Source organism: Halobacillus sp. A5, from assembly GCF_024189315.1.
Classification (GTDB): Bacteria; Bacillota; Bacilli; order Bacillales; family Halobacillaceae; genus Halobacillus_A.
The window spans coordinates 907,091-919,462 of record NZ_JAIZEO010000001.1 but is presented as its reverse complement, the minus strand read 5'-3'; the positions used below and the strand labels follow the sequence as shown (position 1 = coordinate 919,462).

Sequence of the window (12,372 nt, the reverse complement as noted above, 5' to 3'; positions counted from 1 at the left end):
GTTATACATTCTCCACTTTGAAATCTTCATTTTGTTTCTCATATTCCAAATGTTCCTCATTTAACACCTGGATATATTCAATATTCAATTTCTTTTCAAATAACTTCTCACGTACTTCTCTCTCTGAGCCCGCTTCTACATACATCGCTGATGTACGTTCGCGAACAGGAACTTCCTGAGAAAGCTCCTGATACAAAACTTTGTAAATCATTCCTTAATCTCTCCTAACTAGATATAATTTCCATTTGAGTTCTAAATTTAATGATAGCACGAATTATTAAATGTAATCGTAGACAAACACTTCTGGTGAAAATTAGTCATATTCCGCTATATGACGTAAAAATTTAAGCATAGCTCTTACGTTCCATGATCTTTTTCCAACGTTTCCGAAGCTTTCTTCTTAGACGCTTCATCATGTGCATCCATCTCCTTTCACCGATGAAGAAAGACACTAAAAACGTTAAACCGCCCAATCCCTGTTACCTATAGTATAATACGGATTGCTATAGAAAGAAACATTTAGGCATGATCAATTTGTTTTTATCTTTCGTAAAACTTCTCAAATATATCCGCTCATGCTAAAGTATAGCCAGTGTGTAATATATGTTATTGGAACTTTTGGAGGGGATTAGATGATGAGAAAGATTGCTTTTTTTGATATTGACGGTACATTGCTGAATCATGATAAAGAGCTTCCTGCCGAGACGATTCAAGCTGTTAAAGAGCTTCAAAATAATGGGGTTTACTGTGCAATTGCTACAGGGCGTGCTCCTTTTATGTTTGAACAAATAAGAGATACGCTTGGAATCGATTCCTTTGTAAGCTTTAACGGACAATATGTCGTTTTTGAAGGGCAGACTGTTTATACAAACCCGCTGCCCCATGAACAGTTAGAAAATCTATATTTAGATGCTCAATCTCATGGGCATCCGATGGTATTTATGAATCACAAAGGAATGAGGGCCTCGGAGCCTAATCAACCGAGCATTGATGAAAGCTTAAGCTCTCTTCATTTTAAATATCCACCTGTCGATGAAGAGTTTTATAAAAATAATGAATTATACCAGTCATTAATTTTCTGTAAGGGAAATGAAATCGATCATTATAGAGATTATCATCAACATTTCGATTATATTCGCTGGCATGAATACTCTTGTGATGTACTGCCTGGCGGGGGTTCAAAAGCTCAAGGTATTACTCAGCTGATAAATGCTGCCGGTCTGAAAATTGAAGACACCTATGCTTTTGGAGATGGTTTAAATGACATTGAGATGATACGTGATGTAGGAACCGGTGTTGCTATGGGAAATGCAGTAGATGCTACGAAGCAGGTGAGTGATTACGTTACTGATGATGTAGCAGATGGCGGACTCGTAAAAGCGATCTATGAATTAAAGCTCTTGTAATTGAAAGAAAAGCCTGTTCCTACTCGAACAGGCTTTTCTTTATCAGCGGTCAACAGCTATGGCACCATCAGGCTCTTTAAAAGGGTTGTCGTCATCAATATGATCGTAAAACATTATACCATTTAAATGATCAATCTCATGCTGAAAGACAATGGCTGCAAAGTCCTTAAGTCTAAGCTTTACTTCATTACCTTCTAGGTCCGTTCCTTTAATCGTGATTCGGCGGTACCTTGGTACATATCCAGGTACTTCCCGGTCAACCGAAAGACATCCTTCTCCTGTAGACAGGTACGTGCGCTCTACTGAATGACTGGCGATTCTTGGGTTGAATAAACCGTAGCTGAACAGTTTGTCGTTTAAATCATAAAAATGTACAGCCATCATGCGTTTATTCACATTTATCTGCGGCGCAGCAAGACCAACTCCAGGGCGGAGACCGTACCTTTCACAAACTTGCTCATCCTGGCTGTTTTTTAAGTACTTCAGCATCTCTTCCAGTGTAGCTTTATCTTCATCAGAAGCAGGCAAAGCTACTTCTTCGGTAACTTTTCTTAAAGCGGGATGACCTTCCCGGACAATATCTTCCATCGTGATCATTTTCGACATCCTTTCTGTAGACACATTCCAAATTAGTTTAACATAGAAGAATAAACATTTGACTCACATATTTATTATTTAAATAATACTTCCAATCCTTTCAATTTGACCCTTTTTATTATAATATTGATGGTACGATTTAGAAAATACATAGCAATATACGATCATGAGGGGGAGACACGTGCGTTATTTAAAGACCTTCACGCTGTTTGGGGCTGCAATTTTTATTATGACCGGCTGCTCCAGTCAGTCACCTGAGGAACAAATGTATGAGCACATGGAAGAAGCGGTAAGCTTAGAAGAAGAATTCAGACAACAGCAGGATCCGCTTCAGGAGTTAGAGCAGGAAGAGGAAGAGATCTATAATCAAATTATAGAGATGGATTCAGAAGAAATGGAAGATATACAAGAGTTGTCTTCTGAAGCGGCTTCTATAGTAGAAGAACGAAAAGAGCGGATTGATACTGAGAAGGAAAGCATCGATGAAGCTAAGGAAGAATTTGATGAAGTGGAATCTCTTATCAGCGATTTAGAAGAGGAAGAAGCAAAGGAGCAGGCTGATGAGTTAGTCGATGTTATGAACAACCGTCACGACTCTTATCAGACATTATATGAGGCTTACCAGAGGGCATTAGATTTAGATAGTGAGCTTTATGAAATGATGCAGGAAGAGGATTTAACTAAAGATGAACTTCAAGGAAAAGTAGATGAGATTAATGAAAGTTATAATGAAGTAATTGAAGCCAATGAAGTTTTTAATGAATATACAACAGAATATAATGATGGGAAAAAAGAATTCTATGATGCAGCCGACCTCGATGTGAATTATGAGGATGCTGAGTAATAGTAAAACCAGCTGCTTGAGAACAGCTGGTTTTTTTATTTGCATCTTCATTTAAAAAAACGTAAAATTAATACAGGTCAAAAATATGAGTAGTACAGTGTCGCGATGATCGATTGAATCATAGGTGCCTTTGAGCAGTAATCTCTCTTAGTTGTCTTTGTGATTATTTAATTACCGAGTTATTGACGGCTGGGAAAGATTGAGCTAAACTACAGTAGGAAATTACATTGTACCAATTAACAATTTACTGAAATTGTAACAGTTACACTCGAAAACCTGCTAGGATTAATAAAGTTTGGTTACGGGTAAAACCTTAAGAGGAAATCGGTACAGGTTTTTTACTTTTTTGGGAACGCTAAATTCAGCATCCAAATTTTAAAAATAGAAAGGAAGAGGTGGATCACTTTGAAACGAGTTCTCGAGAACATCGAAAATCAGTTTGAAATGTTTCAAATCCTTAATGAAAAAGGCGAAGTCGTTAATGAAGACGCTATGCCTGATCTATCCGACGAAGATTTAAAAGAAATTATGAAGCGTATGGTTTATACAAGAATTCTAGACCAGCGTTCAATTGCACTTAACAGACAAGGACGTCTAGGGTTCTATGCTCCTACAGCTGGACAGGAAGCTTCACAGCTGGGGAGTCAATTTGCTTTGAAGCAGGAAGACTTTATCCTTCCTGGTTACCGCGACGTGCCTCAATTAATCTGGCAAGGGCTTCCTTTGTATCAAGCATTTTTATTCTCACGCGGACATTTCAAAGGAAATCAAATGCCTGAAGGAGTAAACGCAGTCAGCCCGCAAATTATTATCGGAGCTCAAATTACACAGGCTGCTGGTGTTGGTCTTGGATTTAAGAGACGCAAAGAAGATGCAATTGCAATTACTTATACAGGTGACGGCGGTGCTTCTCAAGGGGATTTCTACGAAGGAATTAACTTTGCAGGTGCTTTTGGTGCCCAGGCGGTATTCGTTGTGCAAAACAACCAATTCGCAATTTCTGTACCAGTTGATAAGCAGTCAGCTGCCCAAACTATCGCACAGAAAGCTGTTGCTGCTGGTATCGAGGGGATCCAGGTAGACGGCATGGATGTTCTTGCTGTATACGCTGCTACTAAAGAGGCCCGCCAGCGTGCAGTAGATGGTGAAGGTCCTACATTGATTGAGACAATGACTTACCGTTATGGACCACATACGATGGCCGGAGACGATCCAACACGTTATCGTACAGAGGATATGGACACTGACTGGGAAGAGAAGGATCCAATTGTACGCTTCCGTAAATTCCTTGAAGCTAAGGATCTGTGGTCTGAAGAAGAAGAAAATAAAGTAATCGAACAAGCGAAAGAAGAAGTTAAAGCAGCTATTAAAGAAGCGGATAATACACCTAAACAAAAGGTAACTGACCTTATGGATAATATGTACGAAGAGCTTCCTTCAAACTTGAAAGAACAGTATGAAGAATACAAGGAAAAGGAGTCGAAGTAGATCATGGCACAAATGACAATGATTCAAGCCATCACTGATGCGATGCGCACAGAACTAAAAAATGATGAAAACGTGCTTGTTTTCGGTGAAGATGTTGGTCAAAACGGCGGCGTATTCCGTGCGACTGAAGGTCTTCAAGATGAATTCGGCGAAGAACGAGTATTTGATACACCGTTAGCTGAATCCGGAATTGGCGGTATATCAATAGGACTGGCATTAACAGGGTTCCGCCCGGTACCTGAAATTCAATTCTTTGGTTTCGTATATGAAACTATGGATGCGATCAGCGGACAGATGGCACGTTACCGCTACCGTTCAGGGAACACTCGTCCAATGCCAATTACTGTTCGTTCTCCTTTTGGCGGTGGTGTACACACACCTGAACTCCATGCAGACAGTCTTGAAGGCTTGATGGCTCAACAGCCTGGACTTAAAGTAGTTATTCCTTCAAATCCTTATGACGCAAAAGGACTTCTTATTCAGTCCATCCGCGACAACGACCCGGTTATCTTCCTGGAACACATGAAGCTTTACCGTTCCTTCCGTGAAGAGGTGCCTGAGGAAGAATACACGATTGAACTTGGAAAAGCAGAAATCAAACGCGAAGGTACTGATGTGACCCTTGTTGCGTATGGTGCTATGGTTCACTCATGCCTTAAAGCTGCGGAAGAGTTAGAAAAAGACGGTGTTAGTGCTGAAGTGATCGACCTTCGTACAGTGTCTCCAGTCGACTATGAAACAGTTTTAGCTTCTGTAGAGAAAACTAACCGTGCCGTAGTAGTTCAGGAAGCACAGAAACAAGCCGGAATCGCTTCAAATATTGTTTCTGAAATTCAAGAAAAAGCTATCTTACATTTAGAAGCACCAGTCCTTAGAGTGACCGCCCCTGATACTGTTTATGCGTTCACTCAAGCTGAAGAAGTTTGGCTTCCAAACCACAACGATATCGTAGAAAAAGTAAATAAAGTAGTTAATTTTTAATCATCTCTAATAATAGGAGGTAATACCTGTGGCGTTTGAATTTAAATTACCTGACATTGGTGAGGGTATCCATGAAGGTGAAATCGCTAAATGGTTTGTTAAACCGGGCGATGAAGTAAAAGAAGACGATGTCCTATGTGAAGTACAAAATGACAAAGCTGTTGTAGAAATCCCTTCCCAGGTTGATGGAACTGTTAAGGAAATTCACGTAGATGAAGGTGAAACAACAACTGTAGGTACAGTGATCATTACGATCGACGATGGTTCTGAAGATTCAGCTGATGAATCTCAAGAGGAACAAAAAGAAGAGCCTAAAGAAGAAAAAGAAGAAAAAGAAGAAAAAGAAGAAGCCCCTAAAGAAGAAGCGGATGATAAGAAGGAAGAACAGCCTGCAGCTGAAGCGGAGGATGAAGACGCTGATGATGACAAGCGTGTGATTGCGATGCCTTCTGTAAGGAAATATGCACGCGATAACGATGTAGACATTCGTAAAGTACAAGGATCCGGTAAGAATAGCCGTGTACTTAAAGAGGATGTCGACAGTTTCCTAAGCGGAGAGCAGACATCTGCTACTAAAGAAGAAGCTTCTGAAGACAAACAAGAATCAGCATCAGCTGAAACTGGTGAGCAGCAAGCACCTGCAGCAGGCGAAGCTTATCCTGAAACTCGTGAGAAGATGAGTGGAATTCGTAAGGCAATCGCTAAAGCGATGGTTAATTCCAAGCATACTGCTCCTCACGTTACGCTTATGGATGAAGTAGACGTTACTGAATTAGTCTCCCACCGTAAGAAATTTAAAGCAGTAGCAGCAGAGCAGGATATTAAACTAACTTATCTTCCTTATGTTGTTAAAGCACTCGTTTCAACACTTAAGAAGTATCCAGTCCTAAATACTTCTCTAGATGACAATACGGATGAAATTATTCAGAAACACTATTATAATATTGGTATTGCAGCTGACACGGACAAGGGACTTCTTGTACCTGTAGTTAAAGATGCTGACCGTAAGTCAATCTTCTCTATCTCTAGTGAAGTAAATGAATTGGCTGTGAAAGCTAGAGATGGTAAGCTGGGATCAGACGAAATGAAAGGTGCATCTACAACGATCACCAATATTGGTTCTGCAGGCGGTCAATGGTTTACACCTGTAATTAATCACCCTGAAGTAGCTATTCTTGGAATCGGACGTATTGCAGAGAAACCAGTTGTTCGCGATGGTGAGATTGTTGTAGCTCCAGTACTTGCAATTTCCTTAAGCTTTGACCACCGTATGATTGACGGTGCGACAGCTCAACATGCAATGAATAACATCAAGCGTTTACTGAACGATCCACAACTTATTATGATGGAGGCGTAAAGTATGGTAGTAGGAGATTTCCCAATTGAGTTAGACACATTAGTAGTAGGAGCAGGACCTGGAGGCTATGTAGCTGCCATCCGTGCTGCTCAAACAGGTCAAAAGGTTACGATCGTTGATAAAGGTAACCTTGGAGGCGTTTGCTTAAATGTCGGCTGTGTACCTTCAAAGGCACTTATTCAAGCTGGTCACCGCTTTGAACATGCTAAAGGCGCAGATGACATGGGCATCAAATCTGAAAATACAACTGTTGATTTCTCTAAAGTCCAGGAATGGAAAAGCGGGGTAGTTGACAAGCTTACAGGCGGTGTAGAAGGCCTGTTAAAAGGAAACAAAGTAGATATCGTAAAAGGTGAAGTTTACTTTGTAGACAAAAACACAGTACGTGTTATGGATGACAAGAACTCACAAACTTACACGTTTAACAACTGCATTATTGCGACGGGTTCTCGTCCTATTGAGATTCCATCTTTCAAATTTTCAGACCGTGTCATCGATTCCACAGGTGCTCTGGCATTGACTGAAGTTCCAAAGAAAATGGTTGTCATCGGCGGAGGGTACATTGGTACTGAGTTAGGTACAGCCTATGCAAACTTCGATACGGAAGTAACCATCCTTGAAGGAACTAAAGACATTCTCGGAGGATTTGAAAAGCAGATGTCTTCATTAGTTAAACGCCGTCTTAAGAAAAAAGGTGTAGACATAGTAACTAACGCTATGGCTCAAGGCGTAGAAGAAACAGATGATGGTGTAACCGTTAAATATGAAGTAAAAGGCGAAGAAAAATCAATTGAAGCTGATTATGTACTTGTTACTGTCGGTCGTCGTCCAAATACAGACGAAATCGGTCTGGAAGAGCTGGGCCTTGAGATTAGTGACAAAGGCGTTATTAAAATTGATAAACAGTGCCGTACCAGTATCGATAACATCTATGCGATCGGTGACATCGTTGATGGACCTCCGCTTGCACACAAAGCCTCATATGAAGGTAAAATCGCGGCTGAAGTTATTGCGGGAGAAAAATCCGAGATTGACTATCTTGGTATCCCTGCAGTGGTTTTCTCTGATCCAGAATTGGCTTCAGTGGGATACACGGAACAGGAAGCTAAAGATGCCGGATATGACATAAATGCTTCTAAGTTCCCATTTGGCGCTAACGGACGTGCCCTTTCTCTTAACGATAGTGATGGTTTTCTTAAACTCATCACACGTAAAGATGATGGTCTTGTGATCGGTGCTCAAGTTGCAGGTCCTAACGCAAGTGATATGATTGCTGAATTAGGGCTGGCTATTGAAACAGGTATGACAGCAGAAGACTTGGCGCTTACCATTCATGCTCACCCGACTCTAGGTGAGATTACTATGGAAGCTGCTGAAGTTGCGATGGGACAGCCTATTCATATAACAAAATAAGTCATAAAATAAACTCCTAAGCCTTGTGGGCTTAGGAGTTTTGGTTATTTGTTATAGCTACTGTATTTTCCAGGGTATCTATGATGTCAGTCGGACTCGTATTCTTACCTGTTACTGTTTGAATAGGTTTTCCATCTTTATATATGATTAATGCGGGTAATTGATCACTTGTAATATCTATATCACTCGTATGGACTGTAGACTCCTGGAACGAAAGATATTCCTCTTCTTCTTGATTTGTTTTCCAATTTAAGAGGGCGGACATGTATTCATTAGCCTGTTCTTCATCATCTTGGTGAGTATAAAGGTTTATCTCGTAGCCGGAAGGTTTAGCACTGATGACCTTGATATTTTCACCGCTGGACGTACAGCTGGATAACAGGCTTATACATAAACAGGATATAAGTATGTTTATGACAAATCGTTTCATTCCGTTCCACTCCTTCTATATCTAAAAGTGTATCAGAGGGATTGGAGAATCTGTTTGTTGTTATCTAATTGTTACGATAATGAAAAAGCGCTGTTTCCTGTTTAACTGTATTGTTATTTACATTATATCTATGTAAAAAGGCTGTTGAAAAACTTAGCCGGAATTAAGAGTTTAGTTTCTTGAACGGAAAGCCTATTCGGTTTGCGACCCCCGTGACCTCTCCTGACTGCTTTGCCAGCAGCTGTGTGGTCGATTTTTTCGTTAAAAGTAACTAGCTTGCCCCATTGAATTAAGGAGTCTGATTGAAAGACTTTGCTCTTGGTCAGGCAATGAATATTTACACTTATAGTTTCTCGACAGTTTTTTTGTGGACTGCAGGCATACATTCAATTTCATTGGCAGGACAAATGGATTTATCATATGATGTTGAGTGTAGCTTCGCAGATTCAAAAGAATGGCAAGGGGCCGGCGGTTCCCGGCGTCAGGACAACAATTGCATGAAACCGCTGTTTTTCGAAAAGCTGAAAAAGGCTGCCCTCCATACTGGAGAGCAGCCTTTTAGTTTATTTTTTCTTAAGCCCAACTCTTTTTCCTTCATTCTGAAATTCCTTAAATAAGGAGATACACATGAGGATCATGATAAACGTAAATGGAAATGCAGCTATAATTGCTGCTGTCTGTAATGAATTCAAACCGCCCTGCCATAATAGAATAGCAGCAGCTCCTGCTTGAATAATACCCCACACAAACTTAACTTGTAAAGAAGGGTTTAAGCTTCCATTCGTTGTCTGCATCCCTAATACAAAGGTGGCAGAGTCAGCAGAGGTAATAAAGAATGTGCTGATTAATAATAGACCAATGATGGTCATTACGCCTCCAAGCGGGATATGCTGAAGGGTGGAGAATAAAGCAACTTGTTCACCTAATTCACTTACGTCTGAGTAAATATCTACACCCTCGAAGAATTCAAGGTTGATTGCTGTCCCTCCAAACACAGAAAACCACAGCGCACCAAAGATTGTCGGTACAAGGAGTACACCTGAGATAAACTCCCGAATAGTACGGCCTTTGGAAACACGGGCAATAAACGTACCTACAAATGGTGCCCAGGAAATCCACCATGCCCAGTAGAAAATCGTCCAATCGGCAACCCACGTATCATCTTCTGAGAATGGGGTCATCCTAAAGCTCATATAAGGCAGATCGCGAACGTATAAACCGAAAGTGGATGTAAAATAATCCATAATAAAGTTTGTCGGTCCAGCAAATAGGAGGAAGAACATAAGCAGTAAAGCTAATACTATATTTGTATTACTTAAATACTTAATTCCCCTGTTCAGCCCCGTCATAGCCGAAGTCATAAACAGTATGGTTACTATTACAATAATAATCAGCTGCAACGTAAATGTATTTTCTATCCCATCAAATGAGAAGGATAAACCACTGGCGATTTGAAGGGCTCCCAGCCCAAGGGAAGTAGCTACACCGAAAATTGTAGCAAATACAGCGATAAAGTCTACTGCTGTTCCAATTGGCCCTTTAACTTTTTTTTCACCGAGCAGAGGGGTAAGAGCTGCGCTGATAACACCTGGAGCACCTTTTCTGAATTTAAAGTAAGCCAGGGCGAGAGCTAATACTGCGTAAATCCCCCATGGATGGAAGCCCCAGTGGAAGAAGCTGTACTTCATCGCTTCTCTTGCGGCTGTCTGCCCCTGCCCTTCCGTATCTAAACCAGGTGGTGCATGGAAGTGAGAGAGGGGTTCTCCAGTGCCCCAGAATACAAGTCCAATACCCATTCCGGCACTAAACAGCATGGCGAACCATGTGATATAAGAGTATTCAGGCTCGTCCTCTTCTTTTCCTAATTTAAGCTTTCCGTATTTAGAAAAAATTAAATAAATAGCAAAAATAAGGAATCCGGTGGCTGATAGTAAGTAGAACCAACCAAATTTGTCTGTTATGAACCCTTGCACGTTTGTTGTAACATCAGAAAGGTTCGCAGATTGCAGCATAGAGTCAGGGAGTATTCCCCAAACAATAAATAGAAGAGCTGCAACAACAGAAATGTAAAACACTTTCGAGACTTGTTGCATACCAAACATCCTTTCTTGAGTTTTCGGGTGCTTATGTGGTGATGTATTCCCGGATATGTCCGTACCTTCAAGTGAACTGACATCTCACTTTTCATTGTGGTCACCAGTTTGTACATAAGACCCGTTTTTAAGTTGAAGCTTAGTTTCTAATAAATAGCGCGGCGTATATTTATTATTCGCCGCGGCTAATCATTCATGCGCTATATTCAAAAGGAGGACTTAGAATATAGGTTAAAATGAACCATGTAGAGGAATATTGTTGAACATTGATAAGGGTTGAAAAGTGAGATGATGGTACCAATAGTTATAATACCCACCCTCATATGAAATGAAACAATTGAAGTGTCGAACCTTGTTGAATTGTTTCAGGATGTGCACGAACAAAATAAAAAAGCCCTTCAACTACAGACCATTTAACAGGATAAATCTTTTCCTGAGCCGGTGTCAACAATTTTGAATTAAGAAAGTAATGTGGTTCATAAGTCACAATTTCACATTATACCCGAATATTTTTAATTATGATAGTGAAAAAATGAACATTTACTTTATAATAAGAAATATACATATTTAGTAAATTAGGGGGATCTTTGGATGGGAAGGATTTTAAGTTTATTGTTGGCCTTGGTAATATTAGCGAGCTGCAGTGATGGGCAGGCGCAGAAAAGTAATGCGAATCAAGAAGATGAAGGTAATACCACTGAAGAGAACGAGGAAACAGATGAGGAGAATAATAATGAAGAAAGTACCGATCAAAAGAAAGAAGAGGAGGAAAGTGACGAAGTAGAAGAAGATCAAGAGCCGGAACCTCGATACATAATGAATGAAGCATGGTCTTTTGAACCAATTGACGATGCTGCAAAAGATGTTGTTTTGTTAACTTTTGATGATGCTCCAGACAAATATGGGCTGGAAATCGCACAAACTCTGCATAAATTAAATGCTCCGGCGATTTTTTTCGTAAATGGTCACTTTATTGATACTGAAGAAAAACGAAAGGTATTAAAAGAAATACATGAATTAGGTTTTCCAATCGGAAACCATACGATGACCCATGCGTCTTTACAGGAAATCTCTGAAGAGGAACAAGAGGCAGAAATTCTAGACTTGAATGACGAAATCGAAGAAATAACAGGTGAGCGTCCGAAATTCTTCAGGGCACCTTTTGGTCAAAACACGGAATTAACTGAGCAGATTGCTGAAGATGAAGAGATGCTGTTAATGAATTGGACATATGGGTATGATTGGGAAGCAGACTATCAAGATGCTGATTCATTGGCTGATATTATGGTAAACACTGAATTACTAGTACCCGGGGCTAACTTGTTGATGCACGATCGGGAATGGACGGCAGAAGCAGTGCCGGAGATAGTAGATGGGTTTAAAGAAAAAGGATATGAGTTATTGGACCCTGATTATATTCAAATAGAAGAATAAATGCTGAAAAAGAATGGTGTAACTGCCGTTCTTTTTTTTATTGGTCAGTCATATATTAAAGAAAACCACTTAATAGTATGACACATTTTATAAAAAGTTATACTAAAAGGGTTGTAATTTTTATTGTGACATATTAAAATAAGCATACAGTGAAAGCGAATACAAAAATTAAAAAAAGGATGGGATGTAGAAATGGGTACGATCGTCTGCCAGGGTTGTCAAAAGGTAATTGAGCATTTTGAAAATGAAAAAGTATCTACTCTTTACAGTAAATGTCCTTCTTGTAATAAACCTTCGAAAAAGTAAAAAAAACTCTCCAGCCGGAGAGT

12 protein-coding genes and 2 pseudogenes are annotated in these 12,372 nt (G+C 40.0%); 10 read left to right on the top strand and 4 right to left on the bottom strand.

Annotated elements, in window-relative coordinates; all coding sequences use genetic code 11:
- Position 1: 1 nt before the first annotated feature.
- Positions 2-211 carry a DNA-dependent RNA polymerase subunit epsilon gene (locus LF822_RS04820; protein ID WP_253922809.1) on the bottom strand — a complete coding sequence of 70 codons (210 nt, stop codon included), beginning with the start codon at positions 209-211 and terminating at the stop codon, positions 2-4.
- Positions 212-632: 421 nt separating this feature from the next.
- On the opposite strand from LF822_RS04820, the gene LF822_RS04815 reads away from it, so the two are divergent.
- On the top strand, positions 633-1,406 hold the full coding sequence (locus LF822_RS04815) for a Cof-type HAD-IIB family hydrolase (protein ID WP_371925827.1): 774 nt from the start codon (positions 633-635) through the stop codon (positions 1,404-1,406).
- Positions 1,407-1,448: 42 nt separating this feature from the next.
- Here the strand turns inward: LF822_RS04815 and def are convergent, their stop codons facing one another.
- Positions 1,449-2,003: a peptide deformylase gene (gene def / locus LF822_RS04810; protein WP_253922808.1), complete on the bottom strand. Its 555-nt coding sequence runs from the start codon at positions 2,001-2,003 to the stop codon at positions 1,449-1,451.
- 181 nt (positions 2,004-2,184) lie between these two features.
- On the opposite strand from def, the gene LF822_RS04805 reads away from it, so the two are divergent.
- From LF822_RS04805 to lpdA, 6 genes and pseudogenes are all read left to right on the top strand, one after another.
- Positions 2,185-2,847, top strand: a complete 663-nt coding sequence (locus LF822_RS04805; RefSeq protein ID WP_253922807.1) for a YkyA family protein — start codon at positions 2,185-2,187, stop codon at positions 2,845-2,847.
- 444 nt (positions 2,848-3,291) lie between these two features.
- Entirely contained in the window at positions 3,292-4,335 is a 1,044-nt protein-coding gene (pdhA, locus tag LF822_RS04800) for a pyruvate dehydrogenase (acetyl-transferring) E1 component subunit alpha (RefSeq protein WP_253923466.1), read from the top strand.
- Between the two features lie 3 nt (positions 4,336-4,338).
- Positions 4,339-5,316 carry an alpha-ketoacid dehydrogenase subunit beta gene (locus tag LF822_RS04795; protein WP_253922806.1) on the top strand — a complete coding sequence of 326 codons (978 nt, stop codon included), beginning with the start codon at positions 4,339-4,341 and terminating at the stop codon, positions 5,314-5,316.
- A gap of 28 nt (positions 5,317-5,344) precedes the next feature.
- A pseudogene (locus LF822_RS23015) lies at positions 5,345-5,512 on the top strand (biotin/lipoyl-containing protein); the annotation flags it as partial.
- A gap of 228 nt (positions 5,513-5,740) precedes the next feature.
- Positions 5,741-6,673: pseudogene (locus LF822_RS04790) on the top strand (dihydrolipoamide acetyltransferase family protein); the annotation flags it as partial.
- 3 nt (positions 6,674-6,676) lie between these two features.
- The gene (lpdA, locus tag LF822_RS04785; protein WP_253922804.1) at positions 6,677-8,086 is read left to right on the top strand and encodes a dihydrolipoyl dehydrogenase; all 1,410 of its coding nucleotides are present in this window, start codon (positions 6,677-6,679) and stop codon (positions 8,084-8,086) included.
- A gap of 31 nt (positions 8,087-8,117) precedes the next feature.
- On the opposite strand, the gene LF822_RS04780 is transcribed toward lpdA, so the two are convergent.
- A complete protein-coding gene (locus tag LF822_RS04780; RefSeq protein ID WP_253922803.1) occupies positions 8,118-8,516 on the bottom strand; it encodes a hypothetical protein in 399 nt (132 codons plus the stop codon).
- A gap of 302 nt (positions 8,517-8,818) precedes the next feature.
- Here LF822_RS04780 and LF822_RS04775 point away from each other — a divergent pair, with 302 nt between their 5' ends.
- Positions 8,819-9,133 carry a hypothetical protein gene (locus LF822_RS04775; protein WP_253922802.1) on the top strand — a complete coding sequence of 105 codons (315 nt, stop codon included), beginning with the start codon at positions 8,819-8,821 and terminating at the stop codon, positions 9,131-9,133.
- On the opposite strand, the gene LF822_RS04770 is transcribed toward LF822_RS04775, so the two are convergent.
- On the bottom strand, positions 9,080-10,609 hold the full coding sequence (locus LF822_RS04770; protein WP_253922801.1) for a glycine betaine uptake BCCT transporter: 1,530 nt from the start codon (positions 10,607-10,609) through the stop codon (positions 9,080-9,082). The genes LF822_RS04775 and LF822_RS04770 overlap by 54 nt on opposite strands.
- A gap of 591 nt (positions 10,610-11,200) precedes the next feature.
- Here LF822_RS04770 and LF822_RS04765 point away from each other — a divergent pair.
- Positions 11,201-12,043 carry a polysaccharide deacetylase family protein gene (locus LF822_RS04765; protein WP_253922800.1) on the top strand — a complete coding sequence of 281 codons (843 nt, stop codon included), beginning with the start codon at positions 11,201-11,203 and terminating at the stop codon, positions 12,041-12,043.
- 192 nt (positions 12,044-12,235) lie between these two features.
- A complete protein-coding gene (locus LF822_RS04760; protein WP_253922799.1) occupies positions 12,236-12,349 on the top strand; it encodes a GapA-binding peptide SR1P in 114 nt (37 codons plus the stop codon).
- The last annotated feature ends 23 nt before the right edge of the window (positions 12,350-12,372 follow it).

Excerpts from the sequence above, each read along its gene's own strand:
- lpdA (WP_253922804.1), top strand. The coding sequence starts at position 6,677 with ATGGTAGTAGGAGATTTCCCAATTGAGTTAGACACATTAGTAGTAGGA.
- def (WP_253922808.1), bottom strand. The coding sequence starts at position 2,003 with ATGATCACGATGGAAGATATTGTCCGGGAAGGTCATCCCGCTTTAAGA.
- LF822_RS04770 (WP_253922801.1), bottom strand. The coding sequence starts at position 10,609 with ATGCAACAAGTCTCGAAAGTGTTTTACATTTCTGTTGTTGCAGCTCTT.
- LF822_RS04795 (WP_253922806.1), top strand. The coding sequence starts at position 4,339 with ATGGCACAAATGACAATGATTCAAGCCATCACTGATGCGATGCGCACA.
- LF822_RS04765 (WP_253922800.1), top strand. The coding sequence starts at position 11,201 with ATGGGAAGGATTTTAAGTTTATTGTTGGCCTTGGTAATATTAGCGAGC.
- LF822_RS04820 (WP_253922809.1), bottom strand. The coding sequence starts at position 211 with ATGATTTACAAAGTTTTGTATCAGGAGCTTTCTCAGGAAGTTCCTGTT.
- pdhA (WP_253923466.1), top strand. The coding sequence starts at position 3,292 with ATGTTTCAAATCCTTAATGAAAAAGGCGAAGTCGTTAATGAAGACGCT.
- LF822_RS04815 (WP_371925827.1), top strand. The coding sequence starts at position 633 with ATGATGAGAAAGATTGCTTTTTTTGATATTGACGGTACATTGCTGAAT.
- LF822_RS04760 (WP_253922799.1), top strand. The coding sequence starts at position 12,236 with ATGGGTACGATCGTCTGCCAGGGTTGTCAAAAGGTAATTGAGCATTTT.
- LF822_RS04780 (WP_253922803.1), bottom strand. The coding sequence starts at position 8,516 with ATGAAACGATTTGTCATAAACATACTTATATCCTGTTTATGTATAAGC.